Origin of the sequence: Priestia sp. TSO9, from assembly GCF_021029645.1 — a bacterium.
In the GTDB taxonomy this organism is placed as follows: Bacteria; Bacillota; Bacilli; order Bacillales; family Bacillaceae_H; genus Priestia; species Priestia megaterium_E.
The window spans coordinates 34,985-59,557 of sequence record NZ_JAJEKD010000014.1 but is presented as its reverse complement, the minus strand read 5'-3'; the positions used below and the strand labels follow the sequence as shown (position 1 = coordinate 59,557).

The 24,573-nt window shown below is 32.4% G+C and carries 27 protein-coding genes and 1 riboswitch; of the genes, 12 read left to right on the top strand and 15 right to left on the bottom strand.

The window, feature by feature from the left end; all coding sequences use genetic code 11:
* Positions 1 to 69: 69 nt before the first annotated feature.
* From LJC66_RS14615 to LJC66_RS14605, 3 genes are all read right to left on the bottom strand, one after another.
* Positions 70 to 552, bottom strand: coding sequence for a hypothetical protein (locus LJC66_RS14615; protein ID WP_230932879.1), 483 nt, complete (start codon positions 550 to 552; stop codon positions 70 to 72).
* A gap of 185 nt (positions 553 to 737) precedes the next feature.
* Complete coding sequence (locus tag LJC66_RS14610; RefSeq protein ID WP_230932878.1) at positions 738 to 920, bottom strand: DUF8096 family protein; 183 nt, start codon at positions 918 to 920, stop codon at positions 738 to 740.
* Between the two features lie 118 nt (positions 921 to 1,038).
* Positions 1,039 to 1,395, bottom strand: coding sequence for a winged helix-turn-helix transcriptional regulator (locus tag LJC66_RS14605; RefSeq protein WP_308280732.1), 357 nt, complete (start codon positions 1,393 to 1,395; stop codon positions 1,039 to 1,041).
* A gap of 203 nt (positions 1,396 to 1,598) precedes the next feature.
* Between LJC66_RS14605 and nfsA the strand changes: the two genes are divergently transcribed.
* Positions 1,599 to 2,339, top strand: coding sequence for an oxygen-insensitive NADPH nitroreductase (gene nfsA, locus LJC66_RS14600; protein ID WP_230932877.1), 741 nt, complete (start codon positions 1,599 to 1,601; stop codon positions 2,337 to 2,339).
* 207 nt (positions 2,340 to 2,546) lie between these two features.
* Positions 2,547 to 3,017 (top strand): nuclear transport factor 2 family protein, encoded by a 471-nt coding sequence (locus tag LJC66_RS14595; protein WP_230932876.1) that lies wholly within the window; start codon positions 2,547 to 2,549, stop codon positions 3,015 to 3,017.
* A 304-nt stretch (positions 3,018 to 3,321) separates the two neighbouring features.
* Here LJC66_RS14595 and LJC66_RS14590 read toward each other — a convergent pair whose 3' ends face one another.
* Positions 3,322 to 3,654, bottom strand: a complete 333-nt coding sequence (locus LJC66_RS14590) for a YolD-like family protein (protein ID WP_230932875.1) — start codon at positions 3,652 to 3,654, stop codon at positions 3,322 to 3,324.
* 13 nt (positions 3,655 to 3,667) lie between these two features.
* Positions 3,668 to 4,933: a Y-family DNA polymerase gene (locus LJC66_RS14585; protein ID WP_230932874.1), complete on the bottom strand. Its 1,266-nt coding sequence runs from the start codon at positions 4,931 to 4,933 to the stop codon at positions 3,668 to 3,670.
* Positions 4,934 to 5,484: 551 nt separating this feature from the next.
* On the opposite strand from LJC66_RS14585, the gene LJC66_RS14580 reads away from it, so the two are divergent.
* The 3 genes from LJC66_RS14580 (at position 5,485) to coaD (ending at position 9,539) form a co-directional block, all read left to right on the top strand.
* A complete protein-coding gene (locus tag LJC66_RS14580; protein WP_230932873.1) occupies positions 5,485 to 7,215 on the top strand; it encodes an ATP-dependent nuclease in 1,731 nt (576 codons plus the stop codon).
* On the top strand, positions 7,208 to 8,713 hold the full coding sequence (locus LJC66_RS14575; RefSeq protein ID WP_230932872.1) for a UvrD-helicase domain-containing protein: 1,506 nt from the start codon (positions 7,208 to 7,210) through the stop codon (positions 8,711 to 8,713). Before LJC66_RS14580 ends, LJC66_RS14575 begins: the two co-directional genes overlap by 8 nt.
* A gap of 340 nt (positions 8,714 to 9,053) precedes the next feature.
* The gene (coaD, locus tag LJC66_RS14570) at positions 9,054 to 9,539 is read left to right on the top strand and encodes a pantetheine-phosphate adenylyltransferase (protein ID WP_216876807.1); all 486 of its coding nucleotides are present in this window, start codon (positions 9,054 to 9,056) and stop codon (positions 9,537 to 9,539) included.
* 152 nt (positions 9,540 to 9,691) lie between these two features.
* On the opposite strand, the gene LJC66_RS14565 is transcribed toward coaD, so the two are convergent.
* Positions 9,692 to 10,681 (bottom strand): ketoacyl-ACP synthase III, encoded by a 990-nt coding sequence (locus tag LJC66_RS14565; protein ID WP_230932871.1) that lies wholly within the window; start codon positions 10,679 to 10,681, stop codon positions 9,692 to 9,694.
* Between the two features lie 277 nt (positions 10,682 to 10,958).
* Positions 10,959 to 11,037: riboswitch (ZMP/ZTP riboswitch) on the top strand.
* A 48-nt stretch (positions 11,038 to 11,085) separates the two neighbouring features.
* Between LJC66_RS14565 and LJC66_RS14560 the strand changes: the two genes are divergently transcribed.
* Positions 11,086 to 12,252: a phosphoribosylaminoimidazolecarboxamide formyltransferase gene (locus LJC66_RS14560; protein WP_230932870.1), complete on the top strand. Its 1,167-nt coding sequence runs from the start codon at positions 11,086 to 11,088 to the stop codon at positions 12,250 to 12,252.
* A 123-nt stretch (positions 12,253 to 12,375) separates the two neighbouring features.
* On the opposite strand, the gene LJC66_RS14555 is transcribed toward LJC66_RS14560, so the two are convergent.
* Both LJC66_RS14555 and LJC66_RS14550 read right to left on the bottom strand, forming a co-directional pair.
* Positions 12,376 to 12,726 (bottom strand): DUF2178 domain-containing protein, encoded by a 351-nt coding sequence (locus LJC66_RS14555; protein WP_230932869.1) that lies wholly within the window; start codon positions 12,724 to 12,726, stop codon positions 12,376 to 12,378.
* A gap of 1 nt (position 12,727) precedes the next feature.
* Complete coding sequence (locus LJC66_RS14550; protein ID WP_230932868.1) at positions 12,728 to 12,955, bottom strand: helix-turn-helix transcriptional regulator; 228 nt, start codon at positions 12,953 to 12,955, stop codon at positions 12,728 to 12,730.
* A 330-nt stretch (positions 12,956 to 13,285) separates the two neighbouring features.
* Between LJC66_RS14550 and LJC66_RS14545 the strand changes: the two genes are divergently transcribed.
* The 3 genes from LJC66_RS14545 to LJC66_RS14535 all read left to right on the top strand — a co-directional run bounded on the left by LJC66_RS14545 (position 13,286) and on the right by LJC66_RS14535 (position 14,262).
* Entirely contained in the window at positions 13,286 to 13,492 is a 207-nt protein-coding gene (locus tag LJC66_RS14545; RefSeq protein WP_230932867.1) for a helix-turn-helix transcriptional regulator, read from the top strand.
* A complete protein-coding gene (locus tag LJC66_RS14540) occupies positions 13,492 to 13,893 on the top strand; it encodes a hypothetical protein (protein WP_230932866.1) in 402 nt (133 codons plus the stop codon). The genes LJC66_RS14545 and LJC66_RS14540 overlap by 1 nt, the downstream gene beginning before the upstream one ends.
* Before the next feature lie 135 nt (positions 13,894 to 14,028).
* Positions 14,029 to 14,262, top strand: coding sequence for a hypothetical protein (locus LJC66_RS14535; RefSeq protein WP_230932865.1), 234 nt, complete (start codon positions 14,029 to 14,031; stop codon positions 14,260 to 14,262).
* 506 nt (positions 14,263 to 14,768) lie between these two features.
* On the opposite strand, the gene LJC66_RS14530 is transcribed toward LJC66_RS14535, so the two are convergent.
* On the bottom strand, positions 14,769 to 15,401 hold the full coding sequence (locus LJC66_RS14530; RefSeq protein WP_195694697.1) for an esterase/lipase family protein: 633 nt from the start codon (positions 15,399 to 15,401) through the stop codon (positions 14,769 to 14,771).
* 262 nt (positions 15,402 to 15,663) lie between these two features.
* On the opposite strand from LJC66_RS14530, the gene LJC66_RS14525 reads away from it, so the two are divergent.
* Both LJC66_RS14525 and LJC66_RS14520 read left to right on the top strand, forming a co-directional pair.
* Positions 15,664 to 16,203, top strand: a complete 540-nt coding sequence (locus LJC66_RS14525; RefSeq protein ID WP_230932864.1) for a DUF3916 domain-containing protein — start codon at positions 15,664 to 15,666, stop codon at positions 16,201 to 16,203.
* 757 nt (positions 16,204 to 16,960) lie between these two features.
* Positions 16,961 to 17,143 carry a hypothetical protein gene (locus LJC66_RS14520; RefSeq protein WP_230932863.1) on the top strand — a complete coding sequence of 61 codons (183 nt, stop codon included), beginning with the start codon at positions 16,961 to 16,963 and terminating at the stop codon, positions 17,141 to 17,143.
* Between the two features lie 204 nt (positions 17,144 to 17,347).
* Here the strand turns inward: LJC66_RS14520 and LJC66_RS14515 are convergent, their stop codons facing one another.
* The 4 genes from LJC66_RS14515 to LJC66_RS14500 all read right to left on the bottom strand — a co-directional run bounded on the left by LJC66_RS14515 (position 17,348) and on the right by LJC66_RS14500 (position 20,804).
* Positions 17,348 to 18,814, bottom strand: coding sequence for a serine hydrolase (locus tag LJC66_RS14515; protein ID WP_230932862.1), 1,467 nt, complete (start codon positions 18,812 to 18,814; stop codon positions 17,348 to 17,350).
* Between the two features lie 128 nt (positions 18,815 to 18,942).
* Positions 18,943 to 19,452 (bottom strand): GNAT family N-acetyltransferase, encoded by a 510-nt coding sequence (locus LJC66_RS14510; protein WP_230932861.1) that lies wholly within the window; start codon positions 19,450 to 19,452, stop codon positions 18,943 to 18,945.
* 182 nt (positions 19,453 to 19,634) lie between these two features.
* Entirely contained in the window at positions 19,635 to 20,165 is a 531-nt protein-coding gene (locus tag LJC66_RS14505; RefSeq protein WP_230932860.1) for a GNAT family N-acetyltransferase, read from the bottom strand.
* 222 nt (positions 20,166 to 20,387) lie between these two features.
* On the bottom strand, positions 20,388 to 20,804 hold the full coding sequence (locus LJC66_RS14500) for a carboxymuconolactone decarboxylase family protein (RefSeq protein WP_230932859.1): 417 nt from the start codon (positions 20,802 to 20,804) through the stop codon (positions 20,388 to 20,390).
* Between the two features lie 400 nt (positions 20,805 to 21,204).
* Between LJC66_RS14500 and LJC66_RS14495 the strand changes: the two genes are divergently transcribed.
* Positions 21,205 to 22,416: a macrolide family glycosyltransferase gene (locus tag LJC66_RS14495; protein ID WP_230932858.1), complete on the top strand. Its 1,212-nt coding sequence runs from the start codon at positions 21,205 to 21,207 to the stop codon at positions 22,414 to 22,416.
* Positions 22,417 to 23,223: 807 nt separating this feature from the next.
* On the opposite strand, the gene LJC66_RS14490 is transcribed toward LJC66_RS14495, so the two are convergent.
* Both LJC66_RS14490 and LJC66_RS14485 read right to left on the bottom strand, forming a co-directional pair.
* Positions 23,224 to 23,475: a hypothetical protein gene (locus tag LJC66_RS14490; protein ID WP_230932857.1), complete on the bottom strand. Its 252-nt coding sequence runs from the start codon at positions 23,473 to 23,475 to the stop codon at positions 23,224 to 23,226.
* 532 nt (positions 23,476 to 24,007) lie between these two features.
* The gene (locus LJC66_RS14485; protein WP_230932856.1) at positions 24,008 to 24,559 is read right to left on the bottom strand and encodes a GNAT family N-acetyltransferase; all 552 of its coding nucleotides are present in this window, start codon (positions 24,557 to 24,559) and stop codon (positions 24,008 to 24,010) included.
* Positions 24,560 to 24,573: the final 14 nt, after the last annotated feature.

The following is a 24,573-nucleotide window of genomic DNA, read 5'->3' as shown; positions in this document are numbered from 1 at the left end:
GAAAACGGTACCTTCACAATCTCTATCCTAATATTTTGTAGACTAAAGCAAATGACATGCTTTTGCATCTCAATCCCTGTGATCTTGTAGTCGTATCATCAAATGATTTAACCTATCTGTATCTTTTTTAAAACACTTAAAAATACGAAGCATTACATGATAGTTTTCTCCACCTCTAGAGGCTACCAGTTCATGTTCTTTCAATTTTTTCTCAACTTCATGTTCAAGCACTGTTACAACTTCTAATTCATCTACCTCGTTTAATGCAACTCTGCAAGCAAGTAATGCGATGCAATAGTGATATCCAATGCTATCGTAGCCACGAAAGCAACTGTCGCCAAGCAATCTCAGATCGTACGGTTGTATAGTATTAATTACAACTTCTGTTATCCCTTTAGAAGCAGCAAATGGAGCCATATGTAAACAATGTTTGCGATTGAGTGGGGTAGTAGAAAATGATTTTATTTTTCGTATCAATTTCTTTAACAGTTCTTGATTTTCATCGCTTAGAGAGGTTTTTTTAGTTTCTAATATATCAACTATGTATTCCATATTCATACTCCTTGTTATTAATGTATCTTTAGTTGACCACTAAATGCTAATGCGAAATTTCCATTAAAATCAGTAGGAGCAATAATAACGTTTTTTAAGACATAGGTGTAAAATGAGCTAAGATACCGTTAAATAAAAAAAGAGAAGGGTAAAGCCTTCTCTTTTTACTATATAGCTCTTTATGATTAGATACTCTTCTTCATGCCACATTCCCTGCATTCACGTAAGAAAACGCCATCTTTTACAGAACTTTTGAAGTAAGATGAATTGCAGTGATCGCACCTTCCACTAACTTTATCCGGCAGATCGGCATACTCATAAATTTTATTTAAATCAAGGTTTGCATATTTATCTTCGTTGTTTTCCATAATCCATCTTGACCTCCACCATGCAAGACATCCTGACTTATCATATATGTGATGCTAGATTTCGCAGAACAAAGTCATAAGTATACGGAAGAACGTTTAGCATGATTTTTTTAGGTTTTTATTCTTTTTCTCCAAATTCTTTTCCGAATTCCTCCATTAGATCAATAATAGGAATCAATGCCTTTCCTTTTGATGTTAATGAATATTCCACGCGTGGAGGAACCTCTGGGTAAACTTCACGGTTAATTATACCATCTGTTTCTAACTCTCGAAGTTGCTTTGTAAGCGAACCTTGAGAGATATCAGACAAAAAGGATTTAATTTCACTATAGCGACGTTCTTTATTTTTTAAAAACCAAAGGATTAAATACTTCCAACGTCCAGAGAGTATGTTTTGTGTATAAGCAATACCATACATTTCTCTTTGTTCTCTTATAAACTCTCTTTCAAATCCACCTTTACAAATTTTCGTCATCCCTTATACCTCTCTTCTCTACCCATAAGTACAAAAAAGTGTACTACGGCAATTTAAATTGCCCTCTTCATAAATTAGAGTAATGATTTTATTATAGTCTATGCAAGTATACTTAGTTTTCACCAATAGTTCCAACGTGACTTGATAAATAGGACAAAATTAGTCTTGAATCAAATATGTAAGAAAAAAGGAGTAATACTAACATGAATAATACAGTTGAATTACTTTGTAACCATACATCCATTCGTTCTTATACAAATCAACCACTGACAGAGGAGCAACGGGATGTAATCTTTAAGGCAGCTAATCAAACTTCGTCTTTCAGCCTTCTACAGGCTGTTTCTATCATTAGAATTACGGATCCAGCTCTTCGAAAAAAAGTGACGCAACTCTCTGGTCATCAACCTTATATTGAAGAAGCAGCAGAGTTTTGGATTTTTTGTGCAGATTTTAACCGAAATCATCAAATTGCTCCCAAGGTAGACCTCGATTATATTGAATACCTTTTAATAGGTTCATTCGATGCTGGGCTCATGGCTCAAAATGCTTTAACGGCAGCTGAATCAATGGGATTAGGTGGTGTCTATATCGGTGGAGTAAGACTTAATATTGCAGAATTAACTGAGGTATTAAATTTACCAAAGCATGTGGTTCCTTTAGTGGGTCTATGCATAGGACATCCAGCTGGAGAGAAACCTGGACTAAAACCACGTTTGCCTCAATCAATGGTCATGTTTGATAATCAGTACCAATCACTAGATGAAGAAAAATTAGCAACTTATGACCAACAGATGCGTGAATATTACCAAGATCGTCCTGTTAGCGCACCTTTCACAGTGAAGAAAGTAAAGGGATGGAAAGATCATATTGAGGATCATCTTGAAAGAAGCCAACAGCCCTTCATGCTTGAATATTTAAATAAACAAGGTTTTGCTAAAAAATAAATTGTTTACCATTCACTTAATGCTCCCAACTCTCTAAAATCATATGGAATTGTGAGCAAGTTTATAGATGAAAAATGAAACAGCCTAATTTCTCATTTGATTTATTTATAGAAGAGTTACGTTTTGAAAATAGGTTACGTAAGAGGTTTTGACACTCTTACAAGATAACTGTTTAAACCAATATATTATAAAGGAGATTTTTAAAAAATGAATTTGAAAGAAATCAGTTGGAAAGAAGTTCTAAAAGATATTACGCAGAATAAAGAGACATCAAATATCCCTACAGGCGCGCCTACACCAGAACATATGAGAAAGGCTATGCAAAGCTATATTGATATGATTAATAAAAACTATCATGAGGGTACACATAATTTGTTTGCAGATAATTACACGCTTGAAGATCCATTTGGTACAAAAGCTTTAACAATTAGCAATGGATTTACAGAGAAAGATCTTGAAGATGAAGATGTGCAATTTATTCCGAAAAAAGCAGAATTAATATCTCCAATTAGTACATCGTATGGGAATCAAGCAGCTATGGCATTCAAACTGTGGATGGACGTTGGGGGACAAGAAATTACTATAGATATTATTGACGTCATGACATTTGATGAATCAGGTAAAATAATTGAAGTATTGGCTCATTGGGGTAGGGATAATGTAAAAATAATGAAATAGAAGAAAGAATACTTCTATAAATGATATTCAACAATCAGGCACAATTGTGGATTAAGCGTCCCTTTTCCTATTTAACTATTGGGGGCGTTTGTTGAATAAGGGGTTCTTACATATATAATATGTAAGAACCCCTTATTTATCTATATTATTTGAATTTTAGTCTTGATAAAACCTTATCCGGAATGTCAGTATAGTCATACACTTTATCAAGATTGATTTCTTGCTCCTTCGTTTCTTCCAGGTCGATCACTCTTTTCGAGTTGCCTCTTATTAGATTACCACAAATAGTAAAGGTAAAATTATTTTATGTGAAATGAACATCAATCAGCTCACTTAACCTCATTTTATTTTTTAATTCAAATACTTCATCGATGAAAATAAAGAGATCCCCTAGGGAATCAACAAACTGAATGAATCCTGTATCTGTTATGCATTGGCCTCTCTTATAATATGTAAGGTACACTTGTTTATTTGTATGTAAGGCTTCAATTAAGGTGAAATTCATCTGTTCCATTTGCTCTTCTGTTAAAACAGGTTGAGCTACCTCTAGTTGCTTGCTTATGACTTCTTTTAACCCTATGTATTGCTCTGGCATTGTAGCAAAAGGGCGCCATTTCTTCATTCCTCTATGTTCCATGTTTCTGTCCTCCTTACGCTTTGTGGCCTCCAAGTAAGCCATTTCGATAACGAACGGTTGAATGCTCGAGGTGACTGGAAGCTCGCAGCAAACTATTCTTTCCATAACGCATCCGGATTTCATCAATCGTTTTAGCAAGCGCATGGGCTCTTTCACGCTGATCAATGTCCTCGAATAAACTCATTTGCTCCTCTTCTTGAATGCTTGTGTTTGATAAGGAGATCCCAATGGAGCGAATTGGCATTCCACTATCATAGGTATGTAAGATGGTTAAACAATACGGAAAGATATCTTGGCTTAAGTTCGAAGCTCTCCCCATTTTCTTTTGTCTGGAGAAGCCTCCACCTGTTTGTTTGCTGTAGCCAATGGATAAATGGATCGTTTGAGCCACCACTTGATGCATGCGTAGACGAAAACAAACATCGTCCAATAGCTCCAATAGCAATAATTCCACTTCTTTTCGGCTTGTATAATCTTGAAAGAGAATCTGACTTTTTCCAAAGGAACGAGAGCTAGGAATGTACACATCGGAAATGCGACTAAAATCAATCCCATTCGCATGTTGGTGAAGTTCCTCTCCCATGATGCCAAATTCTTTTTGTAACATCTCTTTCGAAGAAAGAGCGAGTTCTTTTATGGTATAGATGCCTAAACGGTTTAATCGTCTTTCTGTAGCTGACGAGATCCCCCAGAAATCTTTCATTGGATGAATCGACCATAACTTAAAGGGAATATCCTCATATCGCCAATAAGCAACTCCTGTTGGGCTATGCTTTGCTTCATGATCTAAGCTGACTTTAGCTAGTAAGAGATTCGGACCGATTCCTGCGGTAGCTGTCAGTCTTGTTTTGCGATAGATTTCATTAAGTATTCGATGAGCTAGCTCCTCTGGTGTTCGAGCAAATAAATGCAAAGAAGCAGTCGCATCAATAAACAACTCATCAATGCTATACGCATGAAAGTCTTCAGGAGCCACATACTGTAACACCAAACTTGAAATATAGTTGGAAGCTTTGATATATCTCTCCATGGATGGATTCACCACATGGATATCTTTCCTTTTAGGAATGTCGAAAAGGCGACTTCCTGTTTTGATCCCTTCTTTCTTTAATAAAGGTGTGGCAGCTAACACAACTGATCCTGACCTTTTGATATCTCCTACCACCGCAAGCCTTGTTTTCAATGGATCTAACCCCCGTATGACAGAGGAAACTGAGGCAAAAAACGATTTCATGTCGATACAAATAATGATTCTGTTTGGTAGCTGCCCATAATCCATAAAAGAACTCCTCAATTAAAAGAACATTTGTTCTGTATATTATATACGAACAAATGTTCTTTATCCAGTGGAATATCATCCCTTTTCCCGATTATTGCTATCCTATTGGAACTGGAATACAAATTATCTTTTTACTTTTATGCTTTTTCTTTCTTTTTTAATAAGAAAAGAACTTCGAATTACATGATAAAGAGCATTACCAATAACACCAATTAAGGCACTAAACCAAAATAAATTCATTAAATCATCTCTCATTCTTAAATTTTTAGAGGATGCTACAGACGATTTTTTCCTCTATACAAGTAATAGTGAAATGAAATATTAAAAACTAAAAAGATTTTATAAAAAGTTAAATTTTTTTGAAATGAGGATTTTTATATTAAGACACGATATTAAAAAGAAAAGGAAGACTGAAGAGGTAATAACCCTTCAAGCTCATTTGAAAATAAAAACTAATTAGTAATAAAGTTACAATGATAATTAAAAAATTCCATTTAAAGATGTATAATTACTTATAAGATAGATAGCATAGCTAAGGGGATGAAATTACGATGAATTTTAAGAAGCTACATATCAAACATTTTAGAAATTTTAAAGATGTAGAAATTGAATTAGACAATAAAAATGTATTATTCGGAATGAATGACGTTGGAAAAACAAACTTTTTATACGCAGTAAGATATTTACTGGATAGAGAAGTGAGACAACAAAAGTTTGTAATGTCGGATTTTCACAAAAATGATATAACACAAAAAATAGAAATAACACTTGAATTGGATCTGTCAGACTATGAAACTAGTGAAGATACAAAAAAACTTGTGGCCCAAGTCAAAGGAGCGAGAACTTCAGAGTCTTCAGATATTTTTTATATAAAATTGGAATCTGAATTTGATGAAAGGGAAGTATATGGTGAAGCTATTTTAAAATGGGGAGTAGATTTGGAAAATCTTATAGATATTCCAGCCAGAGGAACTTCTTATATATTAGATAATGTTTTCAAAGTAGTTTATATAAATCCACTGATTGACTTAGATCAACTATTTCATAAAAATAAGAAAATAATATTTGATGAATCTCATAGTGATGAAAATGACATAGGCATTATAGGTGAAATTAAAGGGATAACCGATCAATTGAATGATAAGATAGGCACAATGAATATAATAAAGGGATTTCAAGAAGAAATAACGACTGAATATAAATCTTTAAAAAATGAAAACATTTCTATTGAAATTAAATCGGAGATGTCTATTAAAGGATTTTTTTCAGATGTTATTCCTTACATCAAAAAAGATGGTGATGATAACTATTATCCTACATCCGGTGATGGCAGAAGAAAATTACTTTCTTATTCCATCCTTAACTACATAACTAAAAGGAAAAATTCAGATAAAATTATAATCTTTTTAATTGAAGAACCTGAGAATAGTTTGCATAGATCCATGCAAATTGCACTATCAAAGCAATTATTTCAACAACCTACGTATAATTACTTTTTCTTGTCGACCCATTCCCCTGAATTGTTATATGAAATGGATAATACTAGACTAATAAGAGTATTTTCAAAGGACAGAGTGACCTGTTCTTCACATATGTACAAAGTTGATTCTAACTACAAAAATGTTAAAAGGAAACTTAATAAATCCCTATCAGCTGCACTATTTGCAGAGAGAGTTTTATTGATTGAAGGTCCCTCTGAAAAAGTTCTATTTGAAAAAATATTAGAAGAAACCCACCCTGAATATGAATTAGACGGCGGATACTTACTAGAAGTAGATGGAATTAGTTTCTCACAATATACTGAGACTCTGAACAGTTTGGAAATTAAAACCTTAATTAAAACAGATAACGACTTAAAAGCAAAAAGAGGTTCAAGTTCTACTTATGACCTTATTGGATTTAACAGATGTTTGAAGTTACTGGAAAAAGATAGTTTAGCTCCAATAGAAATTACTCTTGCTGATAACATTAGTAAGAAAGATAAAAAGAGAATACTTAATGAAACAAAGTTAGAAATCTATGGAAAATCAAAAGATATTGTAATGGAGTTGGAAGCTAGTAACATATACTTATCTAGAATAGATTTAGAACATGACTTGAACATTGTTATTGCAGAAAAGATGCAATCGGTTTTAGAAACAACTACTCCTATAGATTACTTACAAACAAGTAAGCTTTATAATATGGTCGAATTAACTAATGGTTTAGATGCTCAAGATTGCGAGAAAATTTTTAACAGTGATCAATTTTGTTGCCTAAAGGAGTTGGTCAACCATGACTGATGAAAAAAGTCGAGAGGAAATTATCGAAGATATTGAAAATGTTCTAATCTCAGCTGGTGCAGGATCTGGAAAGACATCTATTTTAGTAAGAAAAATGAATTGGGATTTAACAAATAATACAACTCATTATAAAATTGCTGCAATTACTTTTACTAAGAAGGCGGCTAAGGAAATTAAGGATCGCCTTGGCGGAAAAGCAATAGGAAGTTTTGTTGGTACTAATGATAGTTTTGTAGAACAAGAAATAATTAGACCATTTATAAGAGATGCATTAGGCAGTAGCTATAATGATAATTTTGATGTAGAATATTCAAAAAGTAAATTTGACACAAGTGAAGAAGGATTAAGCATACTAAGGAATCAGAATATTTTAAGTGCGTTTAATGATAATAAAAAAAATTTTAAATTTCAGCTGGCTCTTAGAATCTTAAAAAGCTCTAAGGCAGCAAGACAATATTTATGCGCAAAATTTTTCAAAGTATTTATTGATGAATATCAAGATTGTGATAAGGATATGCATCAATTATTTATGTATCTAAAAGATGAACTAAAAATAAAACTGTTCATTGTTGGAGATCCTAAACAATCTATTTATATTTGGAGGGGAGCAGACCCGGAATATTTCAAAGGTTTGATTATTAATCCAAATGATTTTAATGTTTATTCACTAACTAATAATTTTCGTTGTTGTTCAGACATTCAAAACTATTCTAACTTATTCTACGAAGAAACAAGACACTTATTTTCTGAGAGAGAATGTGTCGAAAATGTCATTGGAATTAGCGATTCGGGGCCTATAAGTGACATTTTAGACAATTTAACTTCTGGCGAAAATTTACTAAATATTGAAGAAGAGCTAGCTATTTTAGTTAGAACAAATAATCAGGCACAAACAATACTAAACGAATTAAATGAACATGGCTATAATTTCACCTATATACCAAGAACCCCCTTAGATAATGGCACGAGAAACGTTGTGTTACTTATAGAACTTGCAAAGTATGCTAAGAACGATCGTTATTCAATATATGATGTTATAAGTGAATTAGCAGGCGAGTACAGTTCAGCCGATGTAAAAGAAATTAATGATATAATAAAAGTCCTTAAAGAGCAGGATATTGAAGAAGAGCAAATAACAAGGGTATTAACAGACTTGTTTTATAAGTTAAATATTCCTATGGATATTAATGAATTACAATCATTTATAGAAGTAATCAGGGTTTCAGACTATGATATTGCATTTGATGGTAGTACTCATAATCATAAAATTATGACGGTGCATTCTTCAAAAGGGCTGGAATTTAAACAAGTTATATTATTCGCTTCCGATTATAAAATCTATTGGAATCGGGATGTAAATGAACACTATGTAGCTACCACAAGAGGAGAAGAAAAAATGATTGTTATATTAGACGACACCAGGTATATAAATCATTTGCAACAACTAAGGAGTTTATGTAATCTAGATTCTATAGAAAAAGTAATAAAGGTAATATAATTTTTAAAAGCTACTTAAAATACTAAGCCCAATAACAATGAACGCCTTTGTTTTTTTAACAAAGGCTTTTTATTCATAATTTATAATTCCCTCTTATTTCATTAAAAACGTTCGTAAAAGTGTATGTATTTTGGAATACGTTCGTAAATTCTTTTTTAATTTAAACGAACGTAAAAATCGATAAATTTTTTATACATACTCAAAGTCCGTAAAGGTATACTTTTACGGACAACATATTCAAATCTATTACAAGATGTTAAAGTAGTTATTATTGCTAACAAAATGAAAAGATTACCAAATGCTTTTCGAAATAGTTAGTAGTAAGAAGTGAGGTGATTAAATGAAGGCTATATATCCAGGAAGCTTTGATCCAATTACAAATGGACATATTGATATTATAAATAGAGCTAGTGAATTTTTTGATGAAATTTTAGTGGCTGGTTTGGTGAATTCTAAGAAACAATATTTATTTTCTACCGAAGAGAGAAGACAGCTAATTGAACAATCATTTAAAGATAATAAAAAAGTCAAAGTTGATACATTTGAAGGATTACTTGTAGATTATATGAAAGAACACAATTATAGAGCGATTATCAAAGGCTTGAGAACCGTGACTGATTATGGATATGAAGCCCAGATGGCGCTAACAAATAAAAATCTATATAAAGAAGCTGAAACATTCTTTATTCACTCAGAAGAAAAATATTCTTTTCTTAGTTCAAGTATGGTAAAGGAAATCTATTCTAATGGGGGAAGGTTAAGCAGTTATATTCCAGAGCACGTTGAAAAAGCACTTTTATTGAAAGTTCCATGTTACCAGGGATAAATAATGTACACGCACATATTATCTTGGAGTAAGGGTGCTTTTCTATGCTTTTATGAACATACTCTATTTATAGAAGTAAATGAAAAGATCCTACATCAAAATAATGTAGGATCTTTTTGTGTTGTCATGCGGATCATCTTTGTTTAGATTATTTAATCCTTACCTAAATCCCATTTAATAATATGACCTGCGTGGGTAAGTCCTCCTCCGAATCCGTAGAGTAAGAGAACGTCTCCATCTTTTAATTTCCCTTCGTTTATCCCTATTTGTAGTGCTAGAGGAATGGAAACGGAAGAAGTGTTTCCCATGTACTCGACACTAGTTAATGTCTTCTCAACTGGAAAATCTGATCTTTCACATATAGACTCAACCATTCGTAAATTGGCACTGTGTGGAACGAACCAATTTACTTCACTCTTTTGTAGATTTGCTTGTTCTAGCAATTCAGCCATACCTAAAGGAATTGTCCGAGATGCCCACTTATATACTTCCCTTCCGTTTTGCACCATCTTGCCACTTGAACTCAAAGGTTGTCCATGCATGGTAGTAGATAAATTGGTGCGGTATACATGTTTACCTCCCTTTCCATTTGTACCAATATGCGTAGCAATAAAACTTGGGCGCTCTGCATCACTTTCGACCAAAACAGCTGCAGCCCCATCCCCAAATAGAACACACGTAGTACGATCCGTGTAATCTGTAACCTTCGATAACGTTTCTGCAGTTACGACTAAAACTTTATGATGAAGTCCAGATGTAATAAAGGCGTTTGCCATGTGTAATCCATATGTAAAGCCCGCACAGGTAGCATTAAAGTCTAGCGCCCCAGTTGTAGGAATATCAAAGTAATCTTGTATTTGGGCTCCCACGCTTGGAAATGCATAGTCGGGTGTTGTAGTGGAGACAACGATACACCCTACATCCTTTAACTCTTTTTGATACTGCTCCACTAAGTTTTCAATTGCTTTAATAGCTAGGTCAGAAGAATATTCATTTTCATCGGCAATTCTTCTTTCCCTCATGCCAGTTCGTTTCACGATCCATTCGTCGTTAGTATCTACAATTCGTTCTAAATCGTCATTTGTAAGTCTTTTTTCTGGTACGTATGTACCTATTGCTGTAATACGTGCAGTTGATTTCATTATATTCACCCTTTTTTATTACTAAGATATATAAATAGATATTAGTATTAGGTACTAATAAAGTCAATGAAATTATATGAAAAAAATGTAAATTTGGTTTATTTAGACCTAATAATAAAAATAAAAACCCTTTAAAACTATTGATTTTAAAGGGTTTTTTCTTATTATAATACCTGTTGTGTAAATTAAATTTGTGTATGATATATAATTAAAAAAGAAAAATTTGGATAAAGGTATTGTTAAAATTACTTTTATTATGTAAAATTTTCTTATAAAACAGACTATGTGTTACTGGCGTAAACATGGAGAACCATGAGGAAGCACATAGATAACGGCCGTACGCCTGGGCAAAGTATTTGAACATGAGTTCAAATACTTTTTTTATTTGGAAAGGAGATTTTCAAGTGAAAGAAATTGGTTTACGATACGGGATGAATCCAAATCAAAGTAAAGCTAACGTTCAGAATGCTGAGAACACGCCTATTAAAATCTTAAATGGAGAAGCGAGTTATATTAACTTTCTAGATGCATTAAACGCTTTTCAACTTGTTCGGGAGCTTCGACAGGCTACTGATCAACCTGCAGCTGCATCTTTTAAACACGTAAGTCCAGCAGGTGCAGCTGTGTACTCTCCACTAAATGAGACACTTACTGAATCCTATTTTGTTGAAGGCCTAGACCTGTCTCCTTTAGCGATTGCTTATGCAAGAGCGCGTGGGACAGATAGGATGTCTTCATTTGGAGATTGTGCTGCTTTTAGTGATGAAGTAGATGTAACTGTAGCTACTCTCCTCAAAACAGAGGTTTCTGATATGATTGTTGCACCAAGCTACACCCAAGAAGCATTAGAGATTTTGAAACAGAAAAAGAAAGGAAAATATCTAATTTTAGAGATTGACCCAAACTATGTGCCTGATCCAATTGAAAAAAGAACGGTATTTGGCATTACTCTAGAACAACAAAGAAATAATATACAGATTGGAAAGGAAGTTTTTAATCATATTGTTACGACTCAATCTGATATTCCTGATAATGCAAAAAGGGACCTTCTTGTCGCTCTTATTACATTAAAATATACACAATCAAACTCTATTTGTTTCGCCTTAGATGGCCAAACAATTGGGATTGGTGCCGGACAGCAGTCCCGTATTCATTGTACGAGGTTGGCAGCTGAAAAAGCTGATAAATGGTGGTTAAGACAACATCCAAGAGCACTTAATATGAAGTTCAGAGAAGGCATTTCTCGTGTAGAAGTGAATAATGCAATTGATGGATGGTTGAATGATGATATTACTGAAGTAGAAAATGAACAATGGAAACAGTGTTTTAAAGAGATCCCTGCTAGGCTAAGTAAAAGTGAAAAACAAGAATGGTTAAAAAGATTAAAAGACGTTTCTTATGCATCTGATGCCTTTTTACCGTTTCGTGATAATATCGATCGTGCGGCTCAGAGTGGTGTTAAATATGTGGTTCAAACAGGCAATTCTTTACGAGATGAACAAGTTACAGAGGCAGCAAATGAATATGGAATGATCATGGCACATTCAGGTATACGTGTATTCCATCATTAAGCTATGAATTAATATATAATCAAACCAAAAGAGCCAAGATCTCATAAAGGGACTGGCTCTTTTATACTGTTTCCGATAAGGCACAATATGTTAACTAATTCTGAATATCGTGTACAAAGTTCTTTAGTTTAAGAAATCCTTTTTATATCGAACAGCAAGATATATACCTGAAGCAATGAATGCAAGGGAATATTTAAATAAGAAGAAAATTTGCCACATATACTCTTTTGGGAAAATGAGGTCGCACAAAATGATTCCACATAACATGATAAGGGCACTTTTTAAATTTATTTGGTTTGTTCTTTCGTCAGATACACTCATACCCAATTTTTTTTGAAATACGTATACCAAAATTATTGCAATTATAAGCGATAAAAACCCAATACCAATAAGCATATTCCAGTTACTATTTGATTGTTCTGTCCAGACTTTCAAAGGATAAAAAATGGCATTTTCTATTTTGTCAGTTATCATTTCAGTCACTTCCTCTCACATAATTAAAAATATCGTTAACATCTACGCCAAAAAAATCAGCTATTCGATAAGCTAAAACGAGAGAAGGAGAATAATTATTTTTCTCCATTACATATATGGTTTGTTTAGATACTCCTACAGCGTCAGCCAATTCTTTTTGAGACATTCTTTTTAAAACTCGGTGCTCATACACTTTATTTTCAACGTAGTCACCATTTTTTTCTTTCAATGTAATCACCTTCCTTTTTTTGACTACAAACAAATAATACAACAAACTTATATAAAGGTAAAGTAAACTTATACAAAAGATAAATATTATTATACATATTAGTATATTAAAAAGGGTTCGATTCATCGCTAAGAATCGAACCCTTTTTCTATTTCATTCAAAAATATGGATTATTTCTTACTTTCTATAAGAAATATTATGTTAACTAAATCTATGTGCGATATACATAGAAACTTAGATGTTTTGTAAAAGATATTTGACATAATGAAAATATTACCATATACTATAAATGTAAAAAGTCTTTTACATTTTAGAGGTAGGTTGATAAGTATGGATAATCGGATCAAAGAACTTAGGAAATTTAAAAAGCTCTCTCAAGAGGATTTAGCTAAAGCTTGTGAAGTATCTAGGCAAACAATTAATGCTATCGAGAATAACAAATATGATCCAAGCTTAGCTTTAGCATTTCAGCTAGCAGAAAACTTAGAAGTAAGTGTGGATGAATTATTTTTATATCAAAGTGGGAGGAATTCGTAATGAAGAATGTGCAAAGAAATTATATTTTGGGTATTGTGGTTTTGCTAAGCTTCGCTTTTTTTCTAATCACGATGTATATTGCAGATTTTAAAAATGGATATAGTATAGGAGTAACTGGTGTTATAGGAATAGTTGTAGTTTTAACCAGCATATTTCAATTTGCTACTTGGGGATTCGATAGAAAAGTTCAAAAAGATGAAATGGGTAAGAAGGTTGCTACTATAAGCGCCAAAACAAGTTATCATATCTTAACAATCTCTCTCTTTGTTTTATGGGTAGCAGATCGCATTATTTTTGTCAGAAGAAATGATTTCGGCAATATATCTTTATTTGCAGCTATATGTCTGTCATTAGTTATCTTTCCGATTGTTCAATTCTTTTCAGCAAGACGATATAAGTAAAGGTTGAAAAGGCTAGAAACATTACATTTCTAGCCTTTTTAGTTCCTGTAATTGGTTTTATGTTAACTAACAATTAATTAAGTCTCTTTATGTTAAACTGTACATAGAAACATGTATGAGTTTGGAGGCAAGGTTATGAAACGTGCAATAGGTGTATTTCTTATTGCTCAAGCTTTATTAACGTACTTAACTATTAATACAATTTATACTCCTAGTACGACTACCATAGTAGATCGAAACACGGGAGTTACGACAGTTTCATATAGTTACCCTTGGGTGTATTGGTTAAGTTTTATCGGTTTGGGTATTGTGCTTATATTGGGAACATATTTAGTTTTTGCTAAGGTAAAGAAGCAGATCTTTAATTAAAGGTCTGCTTCTTTTATCTACCGATAAAGAGGTATTATGTTAACTAGCTTTGTGTATCGTATTCATTTATTTCTCCCTCTTTATAATGTGTTAAAATGTAATTATAAGGAATAAGAGGTGAATATAGTTATGTTTACAGCTTTAGTAGTAACAGCTTCTATTTTAGTTTTAGCTTGGATCGTTGGACAAAGAGAGCAACGCCAATAATTTTATATGTTATCCGTACGAAGAATTGAGATGATTATAAATGAATAAGAGAAATATGTTAGTCAAATCAATGTTTTTGTTAAGTTTAATTTCTGTAATAGTCTTTAGCTTTATTTTAAAGCAGGGGTTAACTGCATTACTTGTATCTGCTATTTTCATTGCATTAGCAGGAATTTTTATGAAAACTAAACCTACAAATAAAGAAAGCAGCTAATTTTATATTGGCTGCTTTCTTTATTTGTTTCCTAGAATTTTGATTATGGTAAATAACTTTGGGTATCTTACATATCTAAAAATAATTAGTTTGTATTTTGGCCCCCGCCATTTAGTCCTTCTTTTATGTATGCATTGACCTGACTATTTGAAAGCAATCCAATATGTCCAATGCCGTAAAGTTGAATATTTCTTGCTCCTTGCAACCTAGAGAGACTATTCACAACAATTTGATCATTGATGCTGTAGATAGATGTATAAAGAATTTTTTGATTAGGGTCTGTACCTGGGAGTGCTGTAGACGAGACTAAACCATTTGCTCCTCCTAACGTCACGACATTTTCAATCTTATTTCCTCCTCCTAAATATTTAATATAGTATAGCGTGTTCGCTCCTCCCATACTATGAGCAACGATATCTACCTTCTTAGCTCCTGTCTCTTTCAACACTTGGTCAATGTATCGAGCAAGTTGAGGTCCATTATTAAAATTGTTTCCTGTCTTATCTAAAAAATCAATAGCATAAAGATTACTACGATCCCATCCTTGAGTAATTAGATAGTTTTTAATAGGGATGAAATTATAAGATGCACCACTGATTCCATGAACTAGAACGACAGGATTGTGTTCTGATTGGGCCTTTGCACTCGAGGGTTGAAATCCTAAAGCTGATAAGATTAGGGATAAGGCAAAAATTGATGTAATAAGTATTTTCTTCATTTTTTATCTCCTCTTCAAGAATATGTAATTAACAACATGTATAAATTATATATAAAAAATCTAATATGGTAAACATATACTTATAAGGAATTTAAAGTTATATAGATTTAATATCTATTACTTGTTTATCATATGACCTATTAAGATACTCAGAAATAAATTAGTGCTGATAATGTTGATTATGTTAATTAAGAATTTATAGAATCTCTAACCCTTCTTGTGTTAAATTTAAATTCTCTAGAAAGGCGGGAATATTAGTAAAATGCGCAGATGGAAATTTGATAATGGTTTAAAAAAGAAAACTCGAGGGATAAAACGAAAGTGTCGTACGTTTGTTAATTCTATCACTGAATATACGGCTTCTTTACCTAGCCCTGAGGATAATAGCTATTTGGGTTATTGGCACCTTCATATGCCTTTTAATGAGTCATTTATTGATTCTAAAAATACATCAAATTCAGTAAGAAAGCTATGTATGCAGACACTGATTAATCGAATGCAGCATTTAATTGATACAAGAACTGAATTGGAGAAGGATTATCGTATTTATATTCTGATATCATTACCAAAGTTATTTGATTCTCAAATTGTAGTTTTATTTGATAAAGAAGATTTAAATGGATTTTTTGACAGGAATACAGAGGAGCAAAGTTGGACTCTCCTACCATCTGAAAGAAGCATAGAAAAAGAATGGGGATTAGAAATTCCTGAAAATCTAGTTATTAAAGGGTATAAAGAGATTATTAATGACGAAGATTACTTTCACGAAGGCGAGTTATGGTTCATTGGAGAGCTTGTTTGATTATTTAAAAGGATCTTTAATTAAAGATCCTTTTTTTAGTACCTATAAATTGGTATTATGTTAATTACCTTTGTATAGCGCATTAATAACCAAATTTTTGATTTAAAGTTAAATAATGGTGATATAATACAAATAGATCTACACAGAAAGTAGGAATATGATGAATCCAATAGAAAAGCAAAGTTTAAAATTTAGCGCTATGTTTAAGTCATACGAACAATTTTTGAAAAAGATTTTAAATATGTTCTTTACCAGATGGTATCTTATATAAAAAGCTTTTTTGATGCTTATGAGGTACATTGTGTTAATTAGGAATGTTTTAGATGAGAATGCTAAATCTAATGATACAGGAGATGTATGCTTGATTTATATAGTTTGTACAATTGTTGTTGCAATAATTTTTATTTTTAATATTGTTAAAGACCGGAACTTTATATGGTTGTGTATGTTTATTCCTCTGTTGATCCACTTTCTTATTACTCAAACTCATCTCTTTAACTTTATAATTGACCCTTTTGAAATTTGGGTTATTTTAATTATATATATTGCAACATATTTCGCTGTGTTTTTGTATGATTTTAATAAAACGAAGCCTGAAGAAAAGCAGTATAATTAAAATATAATTTAATTCATTAGGCTATTTTTTTAGATAATATAAAGCGTGATTTGGGTTAAGATTATTGATATTATGGATTTAGATCGTTACGAGTAACGAAGTTAATAAATAGTTATATGTTAAAGTAGAGAAGGTGAGTTTTTGAAAAAGTTAGCTCTTAAATTTCTAATCTATTTTTTAGTCTTTTTTATAGGCAATGTGATAATTAATATTCTTTTTAAGTCTCAAGCTGATTTCTTAACTGCATTCTCTACAGCCTTTGGTGTTTCATTTGGACTAGCTGTTATAGAATTTTATACAAATAAAAAATCCAAGGTAGCGTAACGTACTTTGGATTTTTTATTTCCCATAATACGTTTTATGTTAATTATCTACTAAAGCAATGATTTCTGAAAAATCATGTTGAATACTACTATTTAGTGCTATATCCGTATAAAAAAGTAAAAAGAAAGTATTGAGCTAGATTCACGTCCTGGCTCATACTTTCTTTTCATTAAAACTGATATATCGTAAGTTTTATATTTAATTTTATGAATTTTTATCTGCAATTCTACTAAACACAATCGGTTTTGTACTCAAAATGGATGGTAAATGCATTTTAAACTGTGATAACTTTCCTTCTACGTCCATCTCATAGGCAATTAATACATTCATTTCTGTATGAGAAAGATTCCACTTCGTTGTGTACGTGTTGTAATGATGATGTTTCATCTCTATATCAACGGATTTCCATTTTAAATATAACGTATCGTTTTGTTTATACACTTCAATTTTCCCATATGCAGGATGTTCAAATATCCCTGTATACTCTTTTACTGCATGTGTAAGGGTTGTCTCTTTTACTTGTGGAAGAGGCTTATCTAATTCTTTCATCATTTCTTTAAATTTAGCTGTATCTTCTATAGCTCTTTTATGCCAATCAATTGCATCTAGCCCCAGCAGCTCATCATAAATTTGATTCGCAAGGTAAGATGGTAATAACGTTGTTCCAGTGTTTGTTAATATAACAAGTCCGATATTTTCTTCTGGTATAAAAGATACGAGTGCTGAAAATCCATCAATATTCCCACCATGATGAATTACTTTATAACCCCGATATGCACTAATAAACCAGCCAAGTCCATAGCAATTTAGTGTTGTTTCTGATGTAGATAAAAGTGGTTCATCCGGAATTGGAATATGCGGTTCATACATCTGCTGTAACATATCAGGTGTAATAAGTTCATGTTCACCCACTTTTCCTTGATTTAAGTGGAATAGCACCCATTTGGCCATATCTTCTATATTTGAGTTTATGCAGCCCGCAGCACCAACTGTATCGATGTTACGAAATGGAACTTTGACTATATCTTCGTTCTTTTCAATGTATGGAAGTGCATGATCATCTTTTGCTTGTGAAGTAGTAACTGAAAAATTTGTATCTTCCATATGAAGAGGTTGCAGGATATGTTCGGATACATACTGTTCCCATGTCTGATTTGTAATTTCTTCTACCATATAGCTAATGGTTGCATACATTAAATTATTATATAAAAAGCTTGTACGAAATGGTGCATCTAGCTCCAAATATTGAATTTTTTCTGCGATGTCTTTTCGTGTTAGTGAAGATCCATACCATAGTAGTTCATGACGACTAACACCAGAACGATGAGAGGCCAAATCACGAGCTGTAGTTTGTGAGCTTGCTAGAGGATCATGGAGTGAAAAAGCAGGAATATACGTTTGAACAGATTTATCCCAATTAAACTTTTGTTGCTGAGCAAGTAAACTTAGAGAAAGCGTCCCAAAAGCTTTTGTAGATGAACCAATTGCAAACAGTGTACTTGGTGTAACAGGTTTTTTATTTTCAATGTCGCGATACCCAAATCCTTCAGAAAGAATAATTTCTCCATCTTTTATGATTGCGACTGCTGCTCCTGGAACATTTAAATCTTTCATCATTTCCTTTGTATAACTACCCAGGCGACCTGTAAGAGAGGATTTTATTTTTTGCATAAGAATTTTTCTCCTTTACCATTTTTTGTTACAAGTAGGTTATTTCGAGATAAAGAAGAGAAAGACCTTGTTGTTAACAAAGATGTCATATTTTTAGTTTCTGACTAGGAGTTATAATTAACTTAGGTTCATCTGTTCCACTCTGAAGATAATATACCCATGAAATATGTATCTACATATTTCCCTTCCACATAGGCGTGATTTCTTAATATGCCTTCTGTAACAAAACCAATTTTTTTATATAATGCAATAGCCCGTTCGTTTAATCCCCTTGTTGTTAAATAGATTTTATTTAAACGGAGTTGTTTAAATCCTAAATCAATCATTTGCTCCATCGCTATTTGACCATATCCTTGACCTCTAGCTTCAGAAGATAAAAGAATGCCGATACTAGCCCTTCCATGTGCATAATCTATATCTTTTAGGAATACCCATCCAACCAATACTTGTTCATTGGTCTCAATGCCTAAAATTAAATCGTCATTCATTCTTTTCTTTTCTACTTCCTGTACTACCTCTTCATAAGTTAAAGGTGTCCTACCTACCATTAGCATTGCCTGTTCATCATTTAACCATTTATGTAAATGTTGAATATGGGTTGTTTCAAATGGGGTAAGATATATTTTTTTTGTACTCATTTATTTATCTGCTCCTTCTGCTCCCAACCAGCGAATTTTTTAGAATGTTAATAACAAGCTATACATCCTGTCATACTTCATCTCGTAAATATTACTGACAAAGGTAGAAATGTATTTCTAGTCACGATGTAATTAAAGGTGAATATTAGTAAAATAGGTAAATGTATAATTGAATTAAGCCATTAATCTGTTTTTAATTTGGAATATACATTAAGATCTATAAACTTTCCTTTTGACTTCTCTACTTGCCTAAGTGTTCCTTCAAATGTAAAATTCAACCGACGTAAAGTTTTAATCGAATTAATATTTAAAGGCTCTACTTTTGCTTCAACTCGGTTTATGTCCAAATCTAAAAAAGCATAATTTAATAAACTGTTAATAGCTTCAGACGCGTACCCTCTTCCCCATACTGCTTTGGAAAGCTCGTATCCGATTTCAACTTTTGAATGCTCGAAGTCTAACATGTTATAGCCACATGATCCAATAATTTCACTTGTTTTTAATTCAATAATAGCAAAGCGAATAGCCTTTTTTTCAGTAGCTAGTTTATTTAAGAGGTTAATCATATCCCTTGCTTGTTCTATCTCGGTAAAATTGTTAATATTCATGTACTTAGTTACATGAGGGTCAGACCAAATTTTAAATAAATTAGTTGCATCGGATTCGTGCATCTTTCTTAGGTGTAACCTTTTTGTATATAGCTCCGAAATCAATAAAGTTTCCTCCTTATATTTTACTAACAAGAATAATATCTAAAGGTATTTATTGTGGAATTTTAATAAAACTCAGAATTCTATTTATTTAAAGCATGCCTTTCCTCTGATTCTAAGAGCAAAATTATATTTATTAAATACATATAATAAAGATGATGTAAACTCTCCCTATTTTTACTCCTATTAATTCAGGTAAAACCCTTAATCTACTTGATCATATGTTTACTCTTTATTTGGCTTTAAAGCCAATAAGGCTCCAAAATATTGTGAAGCTGTAGTAAAGCTGATAAATGCACATAACTCACTAATTTCACAATCTGTGAACGTTTCCTTCAACACGTGAAAAAAGGATTCGTTTATTTCCTCTCTTTGTTTTAGAAAAACTTCTGCAAAACCTACAGCAAGAGACGTTTTTTCATCAAATAAATCAGGGTTAGGCTTTCCTTTTGCTTTACAATATTCGCATCCATTTTTTTGAGCTAATGTTCTTCTAACTTGCTCTTTCAAAGAAGCTGAGAGGCTGTTATCCCCTTCTAAAACTTCTCCCAGATTGTTCCAAGCGCTCAATACATTTGTATTATGGCCTAATAGCTGCTGAAAAGAAGTACTTCCATTACTGGATAAAGAGATATTTGTCATAATATTGATTCCTCCTTATTATTTTTCATCCCTTATTCTAAAATTTTTCAGTTCCTTTGAGAATTTAATTTGAATTAAATAACATTGAAATAAGATGCAAATAGAATCCAAAATCATCTCTTTCATTACAGATGTAATGCAAAGAAATTATATATATTTAAAAGCTATCTTTATCGGCATATTTAATCACACTAAACCGAAAGTTGATGTATAGAGAATTTCATAATCGGTAAAAAGAAAACACAACAGCCCCTTGAGGCTTTGAGGAGGCCTTTTTGTATATGTTCTTGAAACGCTGGTTATGTGAACTAAGAATATATAGGATATCAAATATTATGGTATAATAAGTAATTATATTAATATTTTGGTATTTTATATGATGAAAAAAGGAGGTATTTTAATGGGAAAGGTATTATTCTTTAATTTTCCTGGAGAAGGCCATGTTAATCCCACTATTGCACTCGTAGAAGAGCTAGTGAAAAATGGAGAAGACGTGGTCTATTACTGTGTAGAAGAATATAAAAATAAAATTGAAAAAACAGGTGCTTTATTTCGTCCCTATGAAAATTTCACACGAAATATAGATCCAATGAAAAGGCTGATGGAAAAAATAGATCCCCTCGAAATGTTGCTATTTATGGGGCGGTCAATGGATAAGATTATAGAGGATGTTCTAAACGAAATAAGCGAAGAGAAGTACGACTACGTTATTTATGATAATAATTTCGCTGCAGGGTGGATTATTGCTGATGTACTGGGAATCCCTAAAATATCTTCTTGTACAACATTTGCCTTTAATGAGGATATCTTTTCAGCTCTCACAAAGAGCAGAGGAGAAATGGATAAAACCTCCCCAAAGTATCGAGAAATTGAAGAAATATCGACAAAATGGAAATATAAATATGGAGTAGTTCTTAGTGATAGACAAAACTTGATGTCTTGCCCTGGAGATATCACGATTGTATTTACCTCTAAGTTATATCAACCCTATGCTGATAAATTTGATGAGTCTTTCATCTTTGTTGGTCCTTCTATTGCGCCACGGAAAGATGTAGAAACTCTTCCCTTAAAAAGTAGCCCTAGTAATAAGCTTATCTTTATCTCTATGGGAACGGTATTTAACCAGCAACCTCAGTTATATACTACCTGTTTTAAAGCATTCCAAGAAAGTCCAGCTACAGTTGTATTATCAGTAGGAAAACAGACTGATATTCACCAGTTTAAAGATATTCCACCTAATTTTATCGTGCGTAATTATGTACCCCAATTAGAAGTACTACAACAAGCAGATGTTTTTATTACTCACGGTGGTATGAATAGTTCGAGTGAAGGGCTTTATTTTGGTGTTCCTCTCGTTGTTATCCCTGTTATGGGAGATCAACCAATAGTGGCTAATCGAATTGAAGAATTAGGAGCTGGTTTACAACTTAATCGTCAAGAACTAGATGTTCTTACATTAAGAAAGACAACAGAACAAGTACTATCAAACCCCTTATTTAAAGAAAAAAGCTTAATAATTGGAAAATCTTTAAGGGATTCTGGAGGGTACAAAAAGGCAGCAGAAGCTATTTTAAAATTTAAAAGAGATGCAAAAATAGAGGATTTTATTTAATCTTATCTAATTTTTAACCTTTAAGTCGGGAAATAAAAAATTAATGAGGATGGAAAAGAAGTCTCAATGGGAGACTTCTTTTTACTACCGCCTAGAAAAACATTATGTTAACTAGCTATGTATGTCATATACAGCTTAAAAAACGACAAACCTACTGAACAGAGATCAGTAGGTTTTTCTGCTCTTGGAGAAGAGATTCATGTTGGACATTAGATGCCTCACGGCGTCATGAGTAGTTTGCTTAACATAGTCAGTAACTATACATCATAAAAAAGAAAGTCTACTGGGGATCTCAGTAGACTTTCTTTTAGTTCATTTATAAAACCTCGAAGTTAATTTTACTTCTTGTTATAAGAATATGTACGTTTGTTCTCTTTATAACCTGTACCAACATATAAAACCAGTTGAAAAGTGGTTCTTTCACTGGCTTTATACGAGGTGTATTTATTTAATGCATTATAGCATCGTAGATAGTTTACGCAAATTCATTTTGCATTATAAATACTACTCAATAACTTATGTATTAAAAAGAAAACCCCACCTGACTTGCCAGAGGTGGGGTTCCTTTAGAAACTCTACATGTAATTAGTTTACTCAAAATACTATTAATTATCCGTCTGTATAAGAGCCGAGTATAAATTACTTTTAATAGAGGTTCCGAAAACATATTTTATGTAAACTAAAATTGATCCTAGAAAGCCAACTTTATTAGAAATGAGGATAGTTTGGTTGTTCTTAGATGCTAGAAGCTAAAATGTCCAATCCATAATATTAACTATATAGATTTTTCTTCATTAACAAAAATAGTTACCATGCATTAGTAAAACCACCTATAGCTATGGCAATCACTATTAGACCTATGGCCATATAAAGAAAGGGTCCTCTTCCTTTCCACTCTAAATAGGTAGTGTAACTATTAAAAACGAGCGATGACCCTAACAAAACAAGGCCAAATGACTTCAAGTAAAGTGAATGTTGAAAGTAAGAAGCGATAGCTAGAATGGCTCCCACTACAGCCAAAAGCACATAAAATACTTTCAATACTTTAAGATATGTCATGCACTTCCCCCTTTTGCATCAACCATATACTATCCTCTGTTACCCAGCATATGTTTGTCCAATATGAATTTAGTTCTAATTTCTAAAAATAATCAAATAAACATTTGAATATTTTTAGAAGTTGGCGCCGCCTCTAGTGCTAGGTGTGGCTATTAATATTTAACTTCACTATCCATAAGGTACATTACGCAAAATTACTTGTAATAAATTGTGCTTAATAAAAAAGACCCCTTGCCCATATAGGCAAAGGGTTTTCAAATTTATCGGAATAGGGGGAATACGTTCTTAGTCTGCACAGTTTTATAGATTGATATACATATATGCTTTGAAAAGTTTTCCTTAGTGGTTTAGCGCTGACAATATATTTTATGTTAAGTAAATTATAAAGTATTTCATACAAATACTTCGTTTTATTATTAATGACGACAAATAACCACCTTTTCTACAAATTGACCTAACCTTATATCACCAAATATCAATGGATTTAACACCGATTCCGTTTATCCAGATGAAGTAAGAAGATACCTTTTCCTCAGAGTCCATTAGAAGAAATATTTTTCATCCATTCTTTTTTTAATAATGCATACTGAAGAGTATTTTCGTACTTAGGAGTTCCATCTTCGTATTGAGTAAACGAAATAAACTCAACAAAATACCCTTCTTTACGCATCTCTAATTTTTCACATAGTTTTTGTGATTTGTAGTTATCCTCCTCAACGTATGCATAGACTCTTCTTGCATCCTTTTGAGTAAACAGATACTTAAGGAACACCTTCACACTTTCGATTGCGTACCCTTTTCCTTCATATTGAGCATTAAAATGCCAACCAATGGAATAAGTATCTGGCTCTTCCTTTAAGTAGAATATTTCTCCTATTAGATAATCATTGTCTTTTAAGCAGACTGCAACAAAAGAGTCGTCTTTTGTTCTTTTTTGAATTTTTAAGGAAGATTCTTCTATTGTGTGAACTTGGTCTTCAAGAAAGCAGTTTACCCTTGGATTAGCCAAGTATTCCAAAAGACCTTTAGAGTCTGCTTTAGAAAAATTTCTTAATATTAATCGATTAGTTTTAATTTTTTTCATTAACAATTCTCCTA